Raw genomic sequence first — 18,998 nt, 5'->3', positions numbered from 1 at the left:
TCGCCCACGAAGTTTTCGAATTCCTTCAAGGAGTTGTAGACGATGTCCAACCAATTGCTAGTCCGTCGCGCCGCCGTCCTCGGCGCCGGCGTCATGGGCGCCCAGATCGCCGCGCACCTGACCAACGCCGGCGTCGACACGGTCCTGTTCGACCTGGCCGCGAAGGAAGGCGACCCCAACGGCGTGGTCGCCAAAGCCATCGCCAACCTGGCCAAGCTGAGCCCGGCGCCGCTGGCGAGCAAGGCCCTGGCCGAGCGCCTGACCGCGGCCAACTACGACACCGGCCTGGAACAGCTGCGCGACTGCGACCTGGTGATCGAGGCGATCGCCGAGCGCATGGACTGGAAGCAGGACCTGTACAAGAAGATCGCCCCGTTCGTGCCGGCGCACGCGGTGCTGGCCTCCAACACCTCCGGCCTGGGCATCAACAAGCTCGCCGAGGTACTGCCGGAAGAGCTGCGTCACCGTTTCCTCGGCGTGCACTTCTTCAACCCACCGCGCTACATGCACCTGGCCGAGCTGATCCCGGCCAAGACCACCGACGCGTCGGTGCTGGAAGGCCTGGAGAGCTTCCTCACCACCACCCTGGGCAAAGGCGTGGTGATCGCCAAGGACACCCCGAACTTCATCGGCAACCGCATCGGCGTGTTCTCGATGCTGGCGGCGATGCACCACACCGAGCAGTTCGGCCTGGGCTTCGACACCGTCGACGCGCTGACCGGTCCGGCGATCGGCCGGCCGAAGTCGGCGACCTTCCGCACCGCCGACGTGGTCGGCCTGGACACCATGGCCCACGTCATCAAGACGATGGCCGACACCCTGCCCGACGACCCGTGGCACGCCTACTTCCAGGCGCCGAAGTGGCTGTCGGCGCTGATCGGCAAGGGCGCGCTGGGCCAGAAGACCGGCGCCGGCGTGTACACCAAGAAGGGCAAGGACATCCTGGTCCTGGACCTGGCGGCGCAGGACTACCGCGCCTCGGCCGGCGAGCTCGACGCCGAAGTGGCCGGCCTGCTGAAGGAAAAGGATCCGACCAAGAAGTTCGCCGCGCTGCGCGCCAGCCAGCACCCGCAGGCGCAGTTCCTGTGGGCGGTGTTCCGCGACAGCTTCCACTACAGCGCCTTCCACCTGGAATCCATCGCCGACACCGCGCGCGACGTCGACTTCGCCATGCGCTGGGGCTACGGCTGGTCGCTGGGCCCGTTCGAGACCTGGCAGGCCGCCGGCTGGAAGCAGGTCGCCGACTGGATCGCCGAGGACATCGTCGCCGGCAAGGCCATGGCCAGCGCGCCGCTGCCGAACTGGGTGTTCGACGGCCGCGACGGCGTGCACGACGGCAAGGGCAGCTACAGCCCGGGCCGCAACGCCCAGGTGCCGCGCTCGTCCAACCCGGTCTACGCGCGCCAGCGCTTCCCCGACGCCCTGCTCGGCGAGAAGTTCTCGCAGGGCCGCACCGTCTATGAGAACGACGGCATCCGCCTGTGGGCCGACGAAGGCGACGATATCGCCGTGATCAGCTTCAAGACCAAGATGCACACGGTCAACGACCACGTGCTCAACGGCATCCAGGAAGCCATCGCCATCGCCGAGAAGCAGTTCAAGGGCGTGGTGATCTGGCAGCCGAAGGAGCCGTTCTCGGCCGGCGCCGACCTGTCCGGCGCGCTCGGCCTGCTGCAGGCCGGCGACATCAAGGGCTTCGAGGCGATGGTCGCCAACTTCCAGGCCACCAGCCAGCGGATCAAGTACGCGCTGGTGCCGGTGGTCGCGGCGGTGCGCGGCCTGGCCCTGGGCGGCGGCTGCGAGTTCCAGATGCACGCCGCGCGCAGCGTGTTCGCGCTGGAAAGCTACATCGGCCTGGTCGAGGCCGGGGTCGGCCTGCTGCCGGCCGGCGGCGGCCTGAAGGAATTCGCGGTGCGCGCCTCCGAGGCGGCCGGCCCGGGCGGCGACGTGTTCGCCCAGCTCAAGACCGCGTTCGAGAGCGTGGCGATGGGCAAGGTCTCGACCTCGGCCTTCGAAGCGCGCGAGCTCAAGCTGGCCCGCGACGGCGACGCGGTCGTGTTCAACGCCTTCGAGCTGCTGCACGTGGCCAAGGCCCAGGCGCGCGCACTGGCCGAAAGCGGCTATCGCCCGCCGCTGCCGGCGCGCCGCATCCAGGTCGCCGGCGACGTCGGTATCGCCACCTTCAAGATGCTGCTGGTCAACATGCTGGAAGGCCGCTTCATCTCGCCGCACGACTACGAGATCGCCAGCCGCATCGCCACCGTGATCTGCGGCGGCGAAGTCGACCGCAATTCGCTGGTCGACGAGGAATGGCTGCTCAAGCTCGAGCGCGAGCACTTCGTCGCCCTGGCGCAGATGCCCAAGACCCAGGAACGCATCGCGCACATGCTCAAGACCGGCAAGCCCCTGCGCAACTGACGTTGCGCCGGGAACGAGCCTCTGCGCAACCGACGTTGCGCCGGGAATTGAGAATCGAGAATCGTTAAAGCGGGATACGGCGATCGGGACGGGAATCGGGCTTCGGCTCTTCGATTCCCGATTCCCGACTCCCGATTCCCGACTCCGGAGAATCCAATGAGCAAGCAAGTGCAAGAAGCCTACATCGTCGCCGCTACCCGCACCCCGGTCGGCAAGGCGCCGCGCGGCGTGTTCCGCAACACCCGTCCGGACGACATGCTCGCCCACGTGCTCAAGTCGGTGGTCGCGCAGGCGCCGGGCATCGACCTGAGCCGGATCGACGACGCGATCATCGGCTGCGCGATGCCGGAAGGCGAGCAAGGCATGAACGTGGCACGCATCGGTGTGCTGCTGGCCGGCCTGCCCAACACCGTCGCCGCGCAGACCATCAACCGCTTCTGCTCGTCCGGCCTGCAGGCCGTGGCCCTGGCCGCCAACGAGATCCGTCTCGGCAACGCCGACCTGGTCCTGGCCGGCGGCACCGAGTCGATGTCGATGGTACCGATGATGGGCAACAAGGTCGCCCTGAGCCCGTCGGTGTTCAAGGACGACCACGTCGCCATCGCCTACGGCATGGGCATCACCGCCGAGAAGGTCGCCGAGGAATGGAAGGTCTCGCGCGAGGAACAGGACGCGTTCGCCCTGGCCTCGCACCAGAAGGCCCTGGCCGCGATCCAGGCCGGCGAGTTCAAGAGCGAGATCAGCCCCTACCAGATCGCCTCGCACCTGCCCGACCTGGCCGGCAATACCATCCGCCTCAAGCAGGCCCTGATCGACACCGACGAAGGCCCGCGCCTGGACACCACCCTGGACGGCCTGGGCAAGCTCAAGCCGGTGTTCCGCAACGGCCAGTTCGGCGGCACCGTGACCGCCGGCAACAGCTCGCAGATGAGCGACGGCGCCGCCGCGGTGCTGCTGGCGTCCGAGCAGGCGGTCAAGGACTACGGCCTGACCCCGCTGGCCCGCTTCGTCAGCTTCTCGGTCGCCGGCGTGCGTCCGGAAGTGATGGGCATCGGCCCGATCGCGGCGATCCCGAAGGCGCTCAAGCAGGCCGGCCTGAGCAAGGACCAGTTGGACTGGATCGAGCTCAACGAAGCCTTCGCCGCGCAGGCCCTGGCGGTGATCCGCGACAGCGAGCTGGATCCGTCCAAGGTCAACCCGCTCGGCGGCGCGATCGCGCTCGGCCACCCGCTCGGCGCGACCGGCGCGGTGCGCACCGCGACCATCGTGCACGGCCTGCGCCGTCGCCAGCTCAAGTACGGCATGGTGACGATGTGCATCGGCACCGGCATGGGCGCGGCGGGGATTATCGAAGCGCTGTAAACGCGCCCCCCGGCGCCCCGGTCCGGGGCGCCGGCGAGGAAGCGAGGGAAAGGCGGCCGGGATCCGGCCGCCTTTCTGCGTTTCGGGGTCCGCGTCGGAAGCGGAGCATGCGGCGCGCCGGACCGACGTCGGCGCTGTGGCGCTTGGTTGCGGGTTGCGGGTTGCGGGTTGCAGGGAGCTACGGTAACGGCACGCCGAGTGCCAGGGCAAAAGCAAGAGCAAAAGCAAATCCCCTGCGTCCGCTACGCGGCCGCCGCCCCCTTTTGCAAAGGGGGCAACTGCACAGCGCGCCACTCCCCTTCCCCATTTCGCAAAGAAGGCAACTGCGCAGCGCCTCCACGCTCCCATTCCCTATTTCGAAAAGGGGGCAACTGCACAGCGCCTTCCGCTCCCATTCCCCCCTTTGAAAAAGGGGGGCTAGGGGGGATTTGCTGTTGCTGTTGCTGTTGCCGTTGCCGTTGCCGTTGCTGTTGCTGGCCCCGCCGCTGTTGCCGTCACTCTTCCCTGCCCCGCCGCACACCCGCGAACCTCGCCGATCGCGACCTGCGACGTCACGCCAACCGGGTACCGTTCGGCACCGGCCGCTCGATCGCGGTGACGACCACGCCGTCCTCGGTCGGAAATCCGGTCAGCAGGAATTCGGATACGAACGGGCCGATCTGCTTGGGCGGAAAATTGATCACCCCGACGATCTGCCGGCCGACCAGGTCCTCGGCCGCATACAGATCGCGGATCTGCGCGCTGGTCTTGCGGATCCCGTGCGGGCCGAAGTCGACCCACAGTTTCCACGCCGGCTTGCGCGCCTGCGGAAACTCCTCGACCTGGGTCACCGTGCCGGCGCAGATCATCACTTTCTCGAAATCGCTCCACCCGATCAGGCCGTGCGCGGCGTGGTGGAGGCTGTCGTCGCCGATCTGGTTCATGCGCTGTGTCCTTCGCTGCGGTCTTTCCACCAGTCCTTGAACTGGGCCCAGGTGTAACTGATTTGCGCCGCCGCCAACCCGGCCGGCTTCCACGCCGAGACCAGGCCGTAGTCGCTCAACTCGCGCCAGCGGTCGTCGCCTTCGGCGATCGCCGCGGCCAGGCGCTCGCCGGCGAAGGTGGTCGGCGCCACGCCGTGGCCGCCGAAGGCCTGGGCCAGCCACAGCCCTTCGTCGATCCGGCCGATCTGCGGCATCTGGTGGCGGGCGTAGCTCATCAGCCCCGACCAGGCGTAGTCGATGCCGACCCCGGCCAATTGCGGAAACACCTTGAGCAGGTCGCGGTACAGCAGCCGCTGGACCTGCTCCGGCGAGCGGTCCAGCACCGAGATCCGGCCGCCCCACAGCAAGCGCGTGTCCGGCAGCGGCCGATAGTAGTCGAAGGCGAAACGGGTGTCGTAGACCGCCGCGCGCGTGCGCAGCGCCCGTTCCAGGTGCGCGCCGAGCGGCGCGGTGACCATGACGTAGGTCGCGATCGGCATCACCGCCGCGTCGACGTCGCGGCGCAGACCGGCCAGGTAGCCGCCGCAGGCCAACACCACCTGCTCGGCCTCGACCTCGCCCTGGGCGGTGCGCACCCGCCAGCCGGCGCCGCTGCGCTGTAGCTCGATCGCCGGGCTGGCTTCGTGCACCGCCACGCCGAGCCGGCTCGCCAGCGCGGCCAGGCCCTGGGCGTATTTCAGCGGATGGAAATGCAAGGCCCGCGGTTCGTACAGGGCGTCGTGGTAACGCTCGCTGCGCACCTGCTCGCGCAAGCGCTCGCGCGGCCACCACTCCCACTCGACCCCGTAGTGTTCGGCCAGCAGGCGCTGGCGCGCGCGCAGCACCTGCGGATCGCGGAACCAGTTGGCCCACAGGATGCCGGCCTCGACCGCATCGCAGTCGATGCGGTGCTCGTGGATGCGCCGGCGGATCAGTTCCACCGCCCCAGTCGTGCCCGCATACAGGGCGCGGGCGCGCTGCGCGCCGAGCTCGCGCAGCAGCGCGTCCTCGCCGCGCGAAAAGCCGCCGAACACGAAGCCGCCGTTGCGCCCCGAGGCGCCGTGGCCGATCGTCTGCGCTTCCAGCAACACGACCTCCGGCCAGCCGCGTTCGGCCAGCCCCAGCGCGGTGTTGAGCCCGGCGAAACCGCCGCCGATCACGCAGACCCGGGCGCTACGGCGCTGCTGCAGCGGCGGCCACGACGGCGCCTGCGGCAGACTGGCGCGATAAAAACTGTCGGCGGGCATGGACATGGGGCGAGAGCGGCTGTTCTGATGGCGGCGTTGAGAACGACGAACGACGGCGAAGCGCGCAACGGACCATCCATGTCCAAGGCGTCCATCTCCAAGGCGTCCATCTCCAAGGCGTCCACCTCCAGGGCATGCACCTTCACAACATGGACATCCACCGTGCCGACCTAGCCTACCGCAGACGCAGCCTGGCCTTGCTGGGCGCGCTCGCGGTGATGTGCGGCCTGGGCCTGTGGCAATGGCGCGACTGGCTGCTGGCCGTGCAGGCGCAGGCCCTGGCCGGTCCGGCCGCGCAGGCGCGGCATGGGCTCGGCCTGGCGATCGCGGCGATGCTGGCCGCGCCGGTGCCGCCGCTGGCCCTGTGGGGCCGAAGCCTGTGCCGGCTGGGCCGTGCCGCGACCGCGCAAGGCCGGTTCCCGCCGCGCGAATGGAAGACCTACCGCGACGTGCGCGTGCTGCGCGGCGAGATCGCCGCGGCCTGGGCGCGGCGCAGTCTGTCGATGGGTCGCGCCGCGCAGGCGGCGGCCGGCGGCTGCGCCGCGGCCTCGTTGCTGGCCCTGGTCTGGGCAGGCAACGGCTAGGAGATAGGAGATAGGAGATAGGAGATAGCGGCAAAGCTTGCGCTTCGGCTTTCGCTAACTCCTCACTCCTATCCGCTAATCCCTGGCTTTAAGCCAGATCCTCGACGCCGAGTTCGCTGAGCGCGTTCTGCATCAGCTGGCGCGCCGAATCGCTGAGGGTTTCGTGGTCGAGCGCGTAGCGGATGGTCGCCTCGATCAGGCCCAGATGGGTGCCGCAGTCGAAGCGGGTGCCCTGGAAGCGATAGGCGTTGACCGTTTCCTGCTCGAGCAGGGTCGCGATCGCGTCGGTGAGCTGGATCTCGCCGCCGGCGCCCGGCGTGGTGCTTTCCAGCAGTTCGAAGATGCGCGGGTTGAGCACGTAGCGGCCGACCACGGCCAGATTGCTCGGCGCGGCCTCGGGCTTGGGCTTCTCGACGATGGCGCGGATCCGGCCTTCGCGGGCCTGGAAGCCTTCGGTGGCGACGATGCCGTAGCTGCCGGTCTGCTCGCGCGGCACGTCCTGCACCGCGATCACGCTGGCGCCGCTGGCCTGGGCCGCATCGGCCATCTGCTTGAGCGCGCCGGGGCCGCGGTTCCAGATCAGGTCGTCCGGCAACACCACCGCGAACGGTTCGTTGCCGATCACTTCCTTGGCGCACAGCACCGCATGGCCCAGGCCCAGCGCTTCGGCCTGGGTCACGAACACCGCGCGCACGCCTTCCGGCAGCACATGGCGGATCAGCTCCAACTGCTCGGTCTTGCCCGAGCGCTCCAGCTTGTGTTCGAGCTCGTAGGCCTTGTCGAAGTAATCGGCGACCGCGTGCTTGTAGCGGTTGGTGACGAAGACCAGGGTGTCGCAGCCGGCTTCGATCGCCTCGTCGACCGCGTACTGGATCAACGGCCGATCGACGATCGGCAGCATTTCCTTGGGCACGGTCTTGGTGGCGGGAAGGAACCGGGTGCCGAGACCGGCCACCGGAAACACGGCCTTGCGGATACGGGCCTTCACGGGAGCTGTAGCCATCAAATCTTCCTGGCGTTACGGGCGGGAAATGCGACCACCGTAGCCGACTCTTTGTAATCCGGATGTTCGCCGACCGGCTGGAACTCCGGGACTGCGATGCGCAGCAAGGAATTGAGCGCGTCGCGGTCGTATCGCACCGAAGCCTCGCGCAACTGCTGCAGCGAGCCCTCCAGCGCCGTCATCGACACGTCGCGCGGCTCGGCCTGCAGGATCTTGGGATGCACCGTCGGGCGGTAGCGCTCGTCGGCGTGGAACAAGGTCTCGTGCAGCTTCTCGCCCGGGCGCAGGCCGGTGTAGACGATGGCGACGTCGCGCCCCGGGGTCTTGCCGGCCAGGCGGATCATCTGCTCGGCCAGCAGGCGGATCGGCACCGGCTCGCCCATGTCGAGGGTGTAGATCGCCTCGTGGGTGCCGATCGCCGAGGCCTGCAGAATCAGCTGGCAGGCTTCGGGAATGGTCATGAAGAAGCGGGTCACTTCCGGATCGGTCACCGTGACCGGGCCGCCGCTGCGGATCTGTTCGCGGAACAGCGGCACCACGCTGCCGGCCGAATCGAGCACGTTGCCGAAGCGCACGGTGACGAACCGGGTCGCGCGCTGGTCGGCCAGGGCCTGGCAGGTCATCTCGGCCAGGCGCTTGGTCGCGCCGAGCACGTTGACCGGATCGACCGCCTTGTCGGTGGAGATCAGCACGAAGGTGCCGACCCCGGCGGCGCGGCAGGCGCGGGCCACAGTTTCGGTGGCCAGCACGTTGTTGCGCACCGCTTCGCGCAATTGCGCTTCCAGCAGCGGCACCTGCTTGTAGGCGGCGGCGTGGAACGCGGCTTCGGGTTCGGCCAGCTTCAGCGCGTACTCGATCACCGCCTTGTCGCCGCAGTCGCCGAGGATCGGGATGAACTCGACATCGGGGAAGTCGCGGCGCAGCGCGGTCTCGGTGGTGACCAGGGCCAGTTCGTCGATCTCGATCAGGGCGATCCGGCTGGCGCCGTGGCGGGCGCTCTGCCGGCACAGTTCCGAGCCGATCGAACCGCCGGCGCCGGTGACCAGCACCGAACGCGCGCCGAGCCAGCTGCGGATCGCCTTCCAGTCCGGCATCACCGGCTTGCGCCCGAGCAGGTCCTCGATCGCCACTTCCTTCAGTTCGCCCGGCAGCGAGCGGCCTTCCAGCACGTCCTGCAGGCGCGGCACCATCCGGAACGGCACGCCGGTGCGTTCGCAGGCCATCACCACCCGCTGCATCGCCGTGGCGTCGGCCGAGGGCATCGCGATCACCAGCAGCTTGGCCGCGGTTTCGCGCGCGATCTCGGCGATGTCGTCGACCTGGCCCAGCACCGGCACGCCCTGGACCTTGCTGCCGCGCAGGCGCGCGGCGTCGTCGAGGAAGCCGACCGGATGGTAGGTGCCGAAGCGGCGCAGGTCGCGCACCAGCGCCTCGCCAGCGCGGCCGGCGCCGAGGATCAGGATCCGCACCGAGACCGCGTTGGCGCTGTCGATGCGGCTGTCCTTCCAGGCCCGGTACAGCAGGCGCGGGGCGCCGAGCATGCCCATCAGCACCAGCGGGTACAGCACCAGCACGGTGCGCGGCACCAGGTCGAGGCGGTTGTACAGGAACAGGCCCAGCACGATCGCGAACAGGCCGAGCATGCAGGCCTTGAAGATGTTCCAAAGATCGGGCACGCCGGCGAAACGCCACAGCCCGCGATACAGGCCGACCTGCCAGAACACCAGGCCCTGCGCGGCCAGCACCAGGGCGATCTCGGTCGACCACAGCGGCAACGCCGGCGGCGTGGGGACCACGCCGAAGCGTAGCTTGTGCAGGGCCTGCCAGACCAGCCACACCATCGCGAGATCGTGCGCGACCACCGCCAGCCGGGGCAACGCGCCTTTCAAACGATCACGCAATGAGTTCATTCCTTGCCTCTGCTAAGTCGGTCGAATCGAACATCCGGGGTGCCGCGGATCGCAACGACGACGCCCCGCCGATAGTCGGTCGGGGCGTCAGGCCGCCTGGGCGCGGTCCGGTGTTTCGGTCCTGCGGATAAGCCACCAAAAAAAAGCGCCGGACATATACCACGCCGCTCCCATACCCAAGATGAAACCGGTCCGGACTTCGGTCACATAGCGCAGCGACACTACGGCCAGCAACGTGAAAGCCGCATAAGCGAGGGTGACCCGAGTGTGCCCGACCCGACGCGCCCAGACTTGGTAAGCGTGCTGAGTGTGCGGCGTCCACCAACGTTCGCCGCGGCGGACCCGGCTCAGCAGGGTCAGGCCGGCATCGACCATGAATGCGGCAAGCGGCCACAGCAGCAGGGCTGAACGCGAGCCGAGCCCGCTCGCCGCCAGCGCGGCCAGACCGGCCAGGGCGTAGCCGATCGCGCCGCTGCCGACGTCGCCCATGAAGATCCGCGCGCGCGGGAAATTGAACGGCAGGAAACCCAGGCAGGCCGCCGCCAGGGCCAGCGCCAGCCAACTCCACACCGGACCACCCAGCCAGGCCAGGGCCACGGCGACCAGGGCCGCCTGCGAGGCGGCCATGCCGTTGATCCCGTCCATGAAGTTCCACACGTTGGTCAGGCCGATCGCCAGGGCGAACGCGGCCAGGCCCAGCCAGGGATCGCCCTGCAACACCCCCACCGCCGCGCCCAGCAGGGCCGAGGCCAGGGCATGCACGCCCAGGCGCAGCCAAGGCGACAGCGGCCGGTGGTCGTCGACCCAGCCGATGCCCGCGATCAGGATCAGGCCGAGCCCGAACGCCGCCGCCAACGGCGCATGCGCCGGAAAGCGCACCCCGACCGCGACCGTCGCGATCAGCAAGGCGGCGACGATGGCGATGCCGCCGCCGCGCGGCGTCGCCACGCTATGGCTGCGGCGCTCGCCGGGTTCGTCGATCATGCGCCGGTGCAGCGCGTAGGCGCGCGCCAGCCAGGTGCCTGCGGCGCCGAGCGCCGCATAGATCGCGATCCAGGCCCACATCGTCAGACCACCGCGTAGTTGAGCAGCGGCTTGACCGTGCCCCACTCCTTGCAGCTCGGGCATTGCCAGTGGTGGCTGCGCGCGCCGAAGCCGCAGCGGTTGCAGCGGTAGCTCGGATTGCGCACCAGCAACTGGTCGGTGATGTGCTTGAGGTCGTGCAGGGTCGCCAGCGGATCGGCGTTCTCGGCCAGGGTCAGGTCGATCAGCGCGGCCTCGCCGCGCACCGACGGCCGGTCCTTGAGCTGGCGCGCCAGGTAGGCGCGCGCGGCCGGCACGCCGTCTTCGGCCTCGACCATGCGGGTCAGCGCCAGCACCGGGGCGATGCCGCGGTAGTGCTCGCACATCTCGGCCAGGAAGGCGCGCGCGCCGGTCGCATCGCCGTCGCGCTCGTAGCAGCTCAACAGCGCTGGCAGCACTTCCGGCAGGTAGTCCGGGTCGGCGCGGGCGACGCGCTCGAAGGCGCGGATCGCCGCACCGTCGTTGCCGGCCTCGACTTCGATCCGGCCTTCTAGCATGCCGGCGCGGACCGAGTTGGCGTCGGCCTCGTAAGCGCGCTTGACCGCTTCGCGCGCGGCGTCGATCTCGCCGGCGGCGCGGTGGCGGTCGGCCAGTTCGCATTCGAACTGGGCGATCAGCTTGCCCATCGGCTCGCCGGTCGCGGCCTCGAAGCGCTGCGCGTTCTCGATCGCCTTGCCCCAGTCGCGCTCGGCCTGGTAGATGCCGATCAGGTGGCGCAGCGCCAGCGGCGCGCGCATGTCCAGCGCGACCAGGTCGCTGAACACCGTCTCGGCGCGGTCGAGCAGGCCCGAGCGCATGTAGTCCTCGCCCAGCGCGAGCAGGGCCTGGACCTTCTGCTGGTCGCTCAGGCCGGGGCGCTGAACCAGGGCCTGGTGCAGGCGGATCGCGCGGTCGACTTCGCCGCGGCGGCGGAACAGGTGGCCCAGCGCGACCTGGGTCTCGAAGGTGTCCTTGTCCAGTTCGGCGATATGCAGGAACAGCTCGATCGCCTTGTCCGGCTGCTCGTTGAGCAGGTAGTTGAGGCCGCGGAAATACGTGGTCGACAGGCGGCTGACCTGGGTGTCGCTATGGCGCTCGCCGCCGCGTCGGCCGACCACCCAGCCGCCGACGGCGGCGATCGGCAGCAACAGGAAGAACCAGAACCACTGGCTGATGAACTCCATGCTCAGACCTCGGGACCGGTGAGGCTCGGCTCGGCGGCCGGCGCGGCGGAAGCGGCGCGCTCGGCGCGGGCCAGGCGACGGCGCAGCGGCAGCACCACGCTGGCGCTGATCGCCAGGCCGCCGATCAGGGCGCCGATCAGCAGGGCCACGATCAGGGCGATGCCCAGCGAGGTCGGCGGCACGAAGCCGATGCCGAGGTCGATGCTGACGATCTGGCGGTTGAGTGCGCCGAGGATCGCCCCTGCCGCGAGGCAGACCAGGGCGACGAGAAGGCGGATCACGCGCATGGGAGAGTTCCGGAAGTCGTGCACCGGCGGGTGCGTGTCGCGCCTAGCTTAACGGACGCGAATGCAGGCCGCGTAGAGGCGCGGACGGGCCGGCGAGGCGCCGGACGGACGAATCGGGAGGCCGCGCAAAGGCCGGCGCGGCGCAGCGGACGCGGCGCGGCCGGATCAGGCGTCTTCGTCGAGCGGGGTCGCCCCGCTGACGCGCTCGCGCAGTTCCTTGCCGGGCTTGAAGTGCGGCACGTGCTTGCCGGGCAGCGCGACCGATTCGCCGGTCTTGGGATTGCGGCCCAGGCGCGGCGGACGGTAATGCAGGGAGAAGCTGCCGAAACCGCGGATCTCGATGCGGTCGCCGGCGGAGAGCGCGCCGCCCATCATTTCCAGCAAAGCCTTCACCGCCAGATCCACATCGTCGCCCTTGAGGTGGGCCTGACGCTGCGAAAGGATCTCGATGAGCTCGGACTTGGTCATAGGCGAAACGTGGCCTGGCCGCGAAAGATTCGGAAGTGCTGCGGCGTCGCGATCGCTCGCGATCCCCTGCCGCAGACCGAAGGCGGCCCGGCCCTGCCGGGCCGCCTCGGTGGAGCATCGGTGTTGCCGGCCCGGACGAACCGGGCCGTAGTGCCTGAAACGGAACAGCGATTACTCGGACTTGCCGCCCAGACGCTCGCGCAGCAGCGCGCCGAGGCTGGTGGTGCCGCTGGCGGCGTCGCCGGCCTGACGGTTGTAGTCGGCCAGGGCCTCCTGCTGCTCGGCTTCGTCCTTCGCCTTGATCGACAGCTGCATGCTGCGGCCCTTGCGATCGGTACCGATGATCTTGGCCTCGACTTCCTGGCCGACCTTCAGGTACTGCGAAGCGTCTTCGACGCGCTCCTTGGCGATGTCGCGCGCGGCGACGTAGCCTTCGATGCCGTCGGCCAGCTCGATGGTGGCACCCTTGGCGTCGACTTCCTTCACCACGCCCTTGACGATCGAGCCCTTGGCGTTGGAAGCGACGTACTGACCCATCGGGTCCTGCTCAAGCTGCTTGACGCCCAGGCTGATGCGCTCGCGCTCCGGATCGACCGCCAGGACCACGGCTTCCAGGGTGTCGCCCTTCTTGAAGTTGCGGACCACGTCTTCGCCGGTGGTGTTCCAGCTGATGTCGGACAGGTGGACCAGGCCGTCGATGCCGCCGTCCAGGCCGATGAAGATGCCGAAGTCGGTGATCGACTTGATCTGGCCTTCGACCTTGTCGCCCTTCTTGTGGATGGCCGCGAAGGTCTCCCACGGATTGCTGGTGACCTGCTTCATGCCCAGCGAGATGCGGCGACGCTCTTCGTCGACGTCCAGGACCATGACCTGAACCTCGTCGCCGACCTGCACGATCTTGGACGGGTTGACGTTCTTGTTGGTCCAGTCCATCTCGGACACGTGCACCAGGCCTTCGACGCCCGGCTCGATCTCGACGAACGCGCCGTAATCGGTGACGTTGCTGACCTTACCGAACACGCGGGTGTTGGCCGGGTAGCGGCGGGCGATGTTGTCCCACGGATCCTCGCCCAGCTGCTTGAGGCCGAGCGAAACGCGGTTGCGCTCGCGGTCGTACTTGAGCACGCGGACGTCGAGTTCCTGGCCGACTTCGACCACTTCGGACGGGTGACGCACGCGCTTCCACGCCATGTCGGTGATGTGCAGCAGGCCGTCGATGCCGCCGAGGTCGACGAACGCGCCGTAGTCGGTGAGGTTCTTGACCACGCCCTTGAGGATCGCGCCTTCCTGCAGCTTCTCCATCAGCTGTTCGCGCTCGACGCTGTACTCGCTCTCGACCACCGCGCGGCGGGAGACGACGATGTTATTGCGCTTGCGGTCCAGCTTGATCAGCTTGAACTCGAGTTCCTTGCCTTCGAGGTAGGCGGAGTCGCGCACCGGGCGCACGTCCACCAGCGAACCCGGCAGGAAGCCGCGGACATCCTTGATGTCGACGGTGAAACCGCCCTTGACCTTGCCGCTGATGCGGCCGGTGATGGTTTCGTTCTTTTCCAGCGCGGCTTCCAGCTCGTCCCACACCATCGCGCGCTTGGCCTTCTCGCGCGAAAGGACGGTTTCGCCAAAGCCATTTTCGATCGAGTCGAGGGCGACCTTGACTTCGTCGCCTTCGGCGACGTCGATCTCGCCGGCGTCGTTACGGAACTGTTCGATCGGCACGATGCCTTCGGACTTCAGGCCGGCGTTGATCACCACCACGTCGCCGCGGACTTCCACGACGACGCCGGTGACGATGGCGCCCGGCTTCAGCTTGGCCAGGTACTGCTGGCTCTGTTCGAACAGTTCGGCAAATGATTCGGTCATTGGATTGAATACTCGGTTGAACACACGGGCCGCACCGGCTGGCATCGTCGCCGTCATGGCGACGCAAGCAGCGCGTGGTCGACCCACCCGTTATGTGATGCGATGGAGCCGCACCATGTGTTGTGGTTGATCCGCCACGGAATTGCGACGGGGCTGTTGCTGCATCCGCTGCGGGAGAAAGACGTTCGCGCGATATCGCTCAGCGCGCCGGCAACAAGGCCAGCACCTGGTCGACCACCGCGTCGATGCCCAAGCCGGTGGTGTCGATGCGGACGGCCTCCTCGGCCGGTCGCAGCGGCGCCACCGCGCGCTGGGCGTCGCGCGCGTCGCGGGCGAGAATCTCCCGTAGCAGACCGTCTAACGTAACCGAAACCCCTTTGTCTTTCAACTGCTTATAGCGCCTCTCCGCCCTTTCCTCGGCGCTGGCGGTCAGAAACACCTTGAACGGGGCGTCCGGGAAGATGACCGTGCCCATGTCGCGGCCGTCGGCGACCAGGCCCGGCGCCCGGCGGAAGGCCCGCTGGCGGTCCTTGAGCGCGGCCCGGACCTCGGGGATGGCGGCGATGGCCGAGGCGGCCGCGCCGGCGGTCTCGGTGCGCAGTTCGTCGGTGGCGTCGACCCCGTTGACCAGGACCCGCAGCTCGCCGGCCTGCTCGCGGAAGCCGATCTGGGTGTCGAAGGCGCAGCGGACCAGGGCGGCGGGGTCGGCCAGGTCCAGGTCGGCCCAGCCGGCGGCCACTCCGACCGCCCGGTACAGGGCGCCGGAATCCAGGTAATGCCAGCCCAGGCGCTGGGCCACCAGGCGGCTGATCGTGCCCTTGCCGGAGCCGGAGGGGCCGTCGATGGTGAGGACGGGGATGAAGGAGGAGTCGGAAGATGCGCTGTTCATGACCGTATTATGCGGCCGGCGCCGCGGTTTCTCCGCCGATCTGGCCCCGATCGGCGGAGAAACCGCGGCGCCGGCCGCATAATACGGTCATGAACAGCGCATCTTCCGACTCCTCCTTCATCCCCGTCCTCACCATCGACGGCCCCTCCGGCTCCGGCAAGGGCACGATCAGCCGCCTGGTGGCCCAGCGCCTGGGCTGGCATTACCTGGATTCCGGCGCCCTGTACCGGGCGGTCGGAGTGGCCGCCGGCTGGGCCGACCTGGACCTGGCCGACCCCGCCGCCCTGGTCCGCTGCGCCTTCGACACCCAGATCGGCTTCCGCGAGCAGGCCGGCGAGCTGCGGGTCCTGGTCAACGGGGTCGACGCCACCGACGAACTGCGCACCGAGACCGCCGGCGCGGCCGCCTCGGCCATCGCCGCCATCCCCGAGGTCCGGGCCGCGCTCAAGGACCGCCAGCGGGCCTTCCGCCGGGCGCCGGGCCTGGTCGCCGACGGCCGCGACATGGGCACGGTCATCTTCCCGGACGCCCCGTTCAAGGTGTTTCTGACCGCCAGCGCCGAGGAAAGGGCGGAGAGGCGCTATAAGCAGTTGAAAGACAAAGGGGTTTCGGTTACGTTAGACGGTCTGCTACGGGAGATTCTCGCCCGCGACGCGCGCGCTGGGCGGCGCGCGCGTCGCGGGCGAGAATCTCCCGTAGCAGACCGTCTAACGTAACCGAAACCCCTTTGTCTTTCAACTGCTTATAGCGCCTCTCCGCCCTTTCCTCGGCGCTGGCGGTCAGAAACACCTTGAACGGGGCGTCCGGGAAGATGACCGTGCCCATGTCGCGGCCGTCGGCGCACCCGATCCGGCGCCCGGCGCAGATTTCTTCATGCAAGCACTTGATCGGGCGAGTTTTTATCCGCTAGAATCGCGGGCTTAATTTTCCACCCGTTCCATTTCACCCACTTTTTGCCGAGGTCTGTCATGAAGGTCCTGTCCTCTCTGAAGTCGGCGAAGGCCCGTCACCGCGACTGCAAGGTCGTCCGCCGCCGCGGCAAGGTCTTCGTGATTTGCAAGTCGAACCCGCGTTTCAAGGCGCGTCAGCGCTAATCGGAATCGACGGATTTCAAGTCCGTCGCCCGGGTTCAAGTCGAAAGCCGCCGCGAGGCGGCTTTCTGCGTTATGTCCCTCGCGTCCGTTCGCCCCGCGCCGCTTCGCCCCGTCCCGCGCCGGTTCATCAAAGCGTGACGGCCGCACGCTGCCGCTGCGCGTCACCTTGTGCCTAGAATCCCGCGTCCTTTGACGAGGTGAAATGTAATGAAACTGCGCATTGCCGTTGCACCGCTGCTCGCCCTGCTGGCCCTGTCGGGCGCGGCCTCGGCCGAGACCTTGTTGATCGAGCGCGTGCAGCAGGAGGGCAAGGCCCTGCTGCCGGCGCGCGGCCAGAGCATGGATCAGGTCAAGGCCCGCTACGGCGAGCCGACCCAGCGCCTGGACGCCCGCGGCGGCCAGAAGCGGGCCTGGCCGCAGATCAATCGCTGGGTCTATCCGGCCTTCACCGTGTACTTCGAGAAGAGCCGGGTGATCGACGTGGTCGCGAACAAGGCGGACGCCGAGGAAATCGGACCGAAACCGCCTATCCTTTGAGGTTATGACCAACAACGCATTGCGCTTCCCCGCGGAGTGGGAACCCCAGTCCGCGGTCCTCATCGCGTGGCCGAACGCCGACACCGACTGGGCCGACCGCCTGGGCGAGGTCGAAGAGACCTACATCGCCCTGGTCGCGGCCATCACCCGTTTCCAACCCGCCCTGGTCTGCGTTGCCGACGACGACGTCCAGGCCTATGCCCGTGCGCGCCTGTCCTCGGCGCGGATCGACATGAGCCGGGTGCATTTCATCGACGCGCCCTACGACGACACCTGGCTGCGCGACTCCGGCCCGATCACCCTGCGCCAGGGCGACGGCTTCCGCCTGCTCGATTTCCGCTTCACCGGCTGGGGCGGCAAGTTCGACGCCAGCCAGGACGACCTGCTGGTCGAACGCCTGCATCAGCAGGGCGTGTTCGCGCCCGGCAGCGAGCGCGAAAGCATCGACTTCGCCCTGGAAGGCGGCGGCATCGAGACCGACGGCGCCGGCACCCTGCTGACCACCTGGCGCTGCCTGCACGAACGCCACCCGCAGCTCGGCCGTGAGGAACTCGGCGCCAAGCTCGCCGGCTGGCTGCGCCAGGACCGGGTGCTGTGGCTGGACCACGGTTATCTGGAGGGCGACGACACCGACGCCCACATCGACACCCTGGCCCGCTTCGCCGCCGAGGACGCCATCGTCTACCAGGGCTGCGACGACCCGTCCGACTCGCACTACCGGGAACTGCAGGCGATGGCCGCCGAACTGGCCGCGCTGCGCACCCGCGACGGCCGCCCGTACCGGCTGTTCGCCCTGCCCTGGGCGCAGCCGATCCTGGACGAAGGCCGGCGCCTGGCCGCCAGCTACGCCAACTTCCTGATCGTCAACGGCGCGGTGCTGATGCCGGCCTACGGCGACGCCGCCGACGGCGCGGCCCAGGCCGTGCTGGCCCAGGCCTTCCCGAACCACGAAATCGTGCCGGTGCCGTGCCGCGCGCTGATCTGGCAGAACGGCAGCCTGCATTGCGTGACCATGCAGTTGCCGCAGGGCGTGGTGGCCTGACCCCTCAGCGCAGCGCAACGCGCGGCCGCCGGCCACGCGTTGCGCCACCGGGCGCGGAGCGCAAAGGCGCCGCGCCCGCCAGGGCGAATCCGCCCCGCCCCGATGTTGCGCGCATCGCCGCGACCGACCTCCCCGTCATGGCGCTCTCCTACAATAGGCGTTCGCCCCACCGCCGGACCGTGCTCCCGATGAAGAAGACCACCCTCCCCGTCGCCCTGATCCAGGACCGCGACCACGGCTCGCGCGAGGCCAACCTGGCCAATATCCAGCAGCGCGTCGGCGAGGCCGCCCGCCAGGGCGCCAAGCTGGTGCTGCTGCAGGAGCTGCATAACGGGCCGTACTTCTGCCAGCACGAATCGGTGCAGGAGTTCGACCTGGCCGAGACCATTCCCGGCCCCAGCACCCAGCGCCTGGGCGCGCTGGCCAAGCAGCACGGCATCGTCCTGGTCAGCTCGCTGTTCGAGCGCCGCGCGGCGGGGCTGTACCACAACACCGCGGTGGTCTTCGAGGCCGACGGCTCGATCGCCGGCAAGTACCGCAAGATGCACATCCCCGACGACCCCGGCTTCTACGAGAAGTTCTACTTCACCCCGGGCGACATCGGCTTCGAGCCGATCCAGACCTCAGTCGGCCGCCTCGGCGTGCTGGTGTGCTGGGACCAGTGGTACCCGGAAGGCGCGCGCCTGATGGCCCTGGCCGGCGCCGAGCTGCTGCTGTACCCGACCGCGATCGGCTGGGACCCGGACGACGTCCAGGACGAGAAGGACCGCCAGCGCAACGCCTGGATCCTCAGCCACCGCGGCCACGCGGTCGCCAACGGCCTGCCGGTGCTCAGCGTCAACCGGGTCGGCTTCGAACCCTCGCCGCTGGGCGCGTCCGGGATCCAGTTCTGGGGCTCCAGCCACGTGCTCGGCCCGCAGGGCGAGTACCTGGCCGAAGCCAAGACCCAGGAACCGGAAATCCTGATGGCCGAGGTCGACCTGGGCCGCAGCGAACACGTGCGGCGGATCTGGCCGTTCCTGCGCGACCGCCGCATCGACGCCTACGCCGACCTGCTCAAGCGCTACCGCGATTGAACGCGCCCAGCCC

General features: G+C 68.8%; 17 protein-coding genes and 2 pseudogenes. 8 read left to right on the top strand and 11 right to left on the bottom strand.

All coding sequences use genetic code 11. The features are described 5' to 3' along the window. The first annotated feature begins 42 nt into the window (after nucleotides 1-42). Nucleotides 43-2,418, top strand: a complete 2,376-nt coding sequence (locus tag K4L06_RS16620; protein ID WP_221672454.1) for a 3-hydroxyacyl-CoA dehydrogenase/enoyl-CoA hydratase family protein — start codon at nucleotides 43-45, stop codon at nucleotides 2,416-2,418. Between the two features lie 156 nt (nucleotides 2,419-2,574). After that, a complete protein-coding gene (locus tag K4L06_RS16615; RefSeq protein ID WP_221672453.1) occupies nucleotides 2,575-3,780 on the top strand; it encodes an acetyl-CoA C-acyltransferase in 1,206 nt (401 codons plus the stop codon). Between the two features lie 551 nt (nucleotides 3,781-4,331). On the opposite strand, the gene K4L06_RS16610 is transcribed toward K4L06_RS16615, so the two are convergent. Continuing rightward, the gene (locus tag K4L06_RS16610) at nucleotides 4,332-4,703 is read right to left on the bottom strand and encodes a tRNA-binding protein (RefSeq protein WP_221672452.1); all 372 of its coding nucleotides are present in this window, start codon (nucleotides 4,701-4,703) and stop codon (nucleotides 4,332-4,334) included. After that, on the bottom strand, nucleotides 4,700-5,995 hold the full coding sequence (locus K4L06_RS16605) for an FAD-binding oxidoreductase (RefSeq protein ID WP_221672451.1): 1,296 nt from the start codon (nucleotides 5,993-5,995) through the stop codon (nucleotides 4,700-4,702). The genes K4L06_RS16610 and K4L06_RS16605 overlap by 4 nt, the downstream gene beginning before the upstream one ends. A gap of 143 nt (nucleotides 5,996-6,138) precedes the next feature. Between K4L06_RS16605 and K4L06_RS16600 the strand changes: the two genes are divergently transcribed. Then, nucleotides 6,139-6,573 (top strand): hypothetical protein, encoded by a 435-nt coding sequence (locus K4L06_RS16600; RefSeq protein ID WP_221672450.1) that lies wholly within the window; start codon nucleotides 6,139-6,141, stop codon nucleotides 6,571-6,573. 88 nt (nucleotides 6,574-6,661) lie between these two features. Here K4L06_RS16600 and galU read toward each other — a convergent pair whose 3' ends face one another. The 8 genes from galU to cmk (K4L06_RS16560) all read right to left on the bottom strand — a co-directional run bounded on the left by galU (nucleotide 6,662) and on the right by cmk (K4L06_RS16560) (nucleotide 15,236). Beyond that, nucleotides 6,662-7,561: a UTP--glucose-1-phosphate uridylyltransferase GalU gene (gene galU / locus K4L06_RS16595; RefSeq protein WP_221673665.1), complete on the bottom strand. Its 900-nt coding sequence runs from the start codon at nucleotides 7,559-7,561 to the stop codon at nucleotides 6,662-6,664. A 14-nt stretch (nucleotides 7,562-7,575) separates the two neighbouring features. After that, nucleotides 7,576-9,486 carry a nucleoside-diphosphate sugar epimerase/dehydratase gene (locus tag K4L06_RS16590; protein ID WP_221672449.1) on the bottom strand — a complete coding sequence of 637 codons (1,911 nt, stop codon included), beginning with the start codon at nucleotides 9,484-9,486 and terminating at the stop codon, nucleotides 7,576-7,578. 87 nt (nucleotides 9,487-9,573) lie between these two features. Beyond that, nucleotides 9,574-10,551 carry a lipopolysaccharide biosynthesis protein gene (locus K4L06_RS16585; RefSeq protein WP_221672448.1) on the bottom strand — a complete coding sequence of 326 codons (978 nt, stop codon included), beginning with the start codon at nucleotides 10,549-10,551 and terminating at the stop codon, nucleotides 9,574-9,576. A 2-nt stretch (nucleotides 10,552-10,553) separates the two neighbouring features. Continuing rightward, nucleotides 10,554-11,732, bottom strand: a complete 1,179-nt coding sequence (gene lapB, locus K4L06_RS16580) for a lipopolysaccharide assembly protein LapB (protein WP_221672447.1) — start codon at nucleotides 11,730-11,732, stop codon at nucleotides 10,554-10,556. A gap of 2 nt (nucleotides 11,733-11,734) precedes the next feature. Further along, complete coding sequence (locus tag K4L06_RS16575) at nucleotides 11,735-12,019, bottom strand: lipopolysaccharide assembly protein LapA domain-containing protein (protein ID WP_221672446.1); 285 nt, start codon at nucleotides 12,017-12,019, stop codon at nucleotides 11,735-11,737. A gap of 165 nt (nucleotides 12,020-12,184) precedes the next feature. After that, nucleotides 12,185-12,487 carry an integration host factor subunit beta gene (locus K4L06_RS16570; protein WP_064749921.1) on the bottom strand — a complete coding sequence of 101 codons (303 nt, stop codon included), beginning with the start codon at nucleotides 12,485-12,487 and terminating at the stop codon, nucleotides 12,185-12,187. A 171-nt stretch (nucleotides 12,488-12,658) separates the two neighbouring features. Continuing rightward, nucleotides 12,659-14,347 (bottom strand): 30S ribosomal protein S1, encoded by a 1,689-nt coding sequence (rpsA, locus tag K4L06_RS16565; RefSeq protein ID WP_221672445.1) that lies wholly within the window; start codon nucleotides 14,345-14,347, stop codon nucleotides 12,659-12,661. A gap of 199 nt (nucleotides 14,348-14,546) precedes the next feature. Further along, on the bottom strand, nucleotides 14,547-15,236 hold the full coding sequence (gene cmk / locus K4L06_RS16560; RefSeq protein ID WP_221672444.1) for a (d)CMP kinase: 690 nt from the start codon (nucleotides 15,234-15,236) through the stop codon (nucleotides 14,547-14,549). An 89-nt stretch (nucleotides 15,237-15,325) separates the two neighbouring features. Between cmk (K4L06_RS16560) and cmk (K4L06_RS16555) the strand changes: the two are divergent. After that, a pseudogene (cmk, locus tag K4L06_RS16555) lies at nucleotides 15,326-15,895 on the top strand ((d)CMP kinase); the annotation flags it as partial. Here cmk (K4L06_RS16555) and K4L06_RS16550 read toward each other — a convergent pair. Further along, a pseudogene (locus K4L06_RS16550) lies at nucleotides 15,894-16,076 on the bottom strand ((d)CMP kinase); the annotation flags it as partial. The pseudogenes cmk (K4L06_RS16555) and K4L06_RS16550 sit on opposite strands and share 2 nt — an antisense overlap. 128 nt (nucleotides 16,077-16,204) lie before the next feature. Here K4L06_RS16550 and ykgO point away from each other — a divergent pair. The 4 genes from ykgO to K4L06_RS16530 all read left to right on the top strand — a co-directional run bounded on the left by ykgO (nucleotide 16,205) and on the right by K4L06_RS16530 (nucleotide 18,985). Then, a complete protein-coding gene (gene ykgO / locus K4L06_RS16545) occupies nucleotides 16,205-16,330 on the top strand; it encodes a type B 50S ribosomal protein L36 (RefSeq protein WP_010342887.1) in 126 nt (41 codons plus the stop codon). Between the two features lie 207 nt (nucleotides 16,331-16,537). After that, entirely contained in the window at nucleotides 16,538-16,867 is a 330-nt protein-coding gene (locus tag K4L06_RS16540; protein ID WP_221672442.1) for a hypothetical protein, read from the top strand. A 4-nt stretch (nucleotides 16,868-16,871) separates the two neighbouring features. Continuing rightward, nucleotides 16,872-17,909 carry an agmatine deiminase family protein gene (locus K4L06_RS16535; protein ID WP_221672441.1) on the top strand — a complete coding sequence of 346 codons (1,038 nt, stop codon included), beginning with the start codon at nucleotides 16,872-16,874 and terminating at the stop codon, nucleotides 17,907-17,909. Nucleotides 17,910-18,097: 188 nt separating this feature from the next. Beyond that, nucleotides 18,098-18,985, top strand: coding sequence for a carbon-nitrogen hydrolase (locus K4L06_RS16530; protein WP_221672440.1), 888 nt, complete (start codon nucleotides 18,098-18,100; stop codon nucleotides 18,983-18,985). The last annotated feature ends 13 nt before the right edge of the window (nucleotides 18,986-18,998 follow it).

It is taken from the genome of Lysobacter sp. BMK333-48F3, assembly GCF_019733395.1.
In the GTDB taxonomy this organism is placed as follows: domain Bacteria; phylum Pseudomonadota; class Gammaproteobacteria; order Xanthomonadales; family Xanthomonadaceae; genus Lysobacter.
Note: the sequence above shows the minus strand (reverse complement) of the source record. Positions and strands in the feature narration are given on the sequence as shown.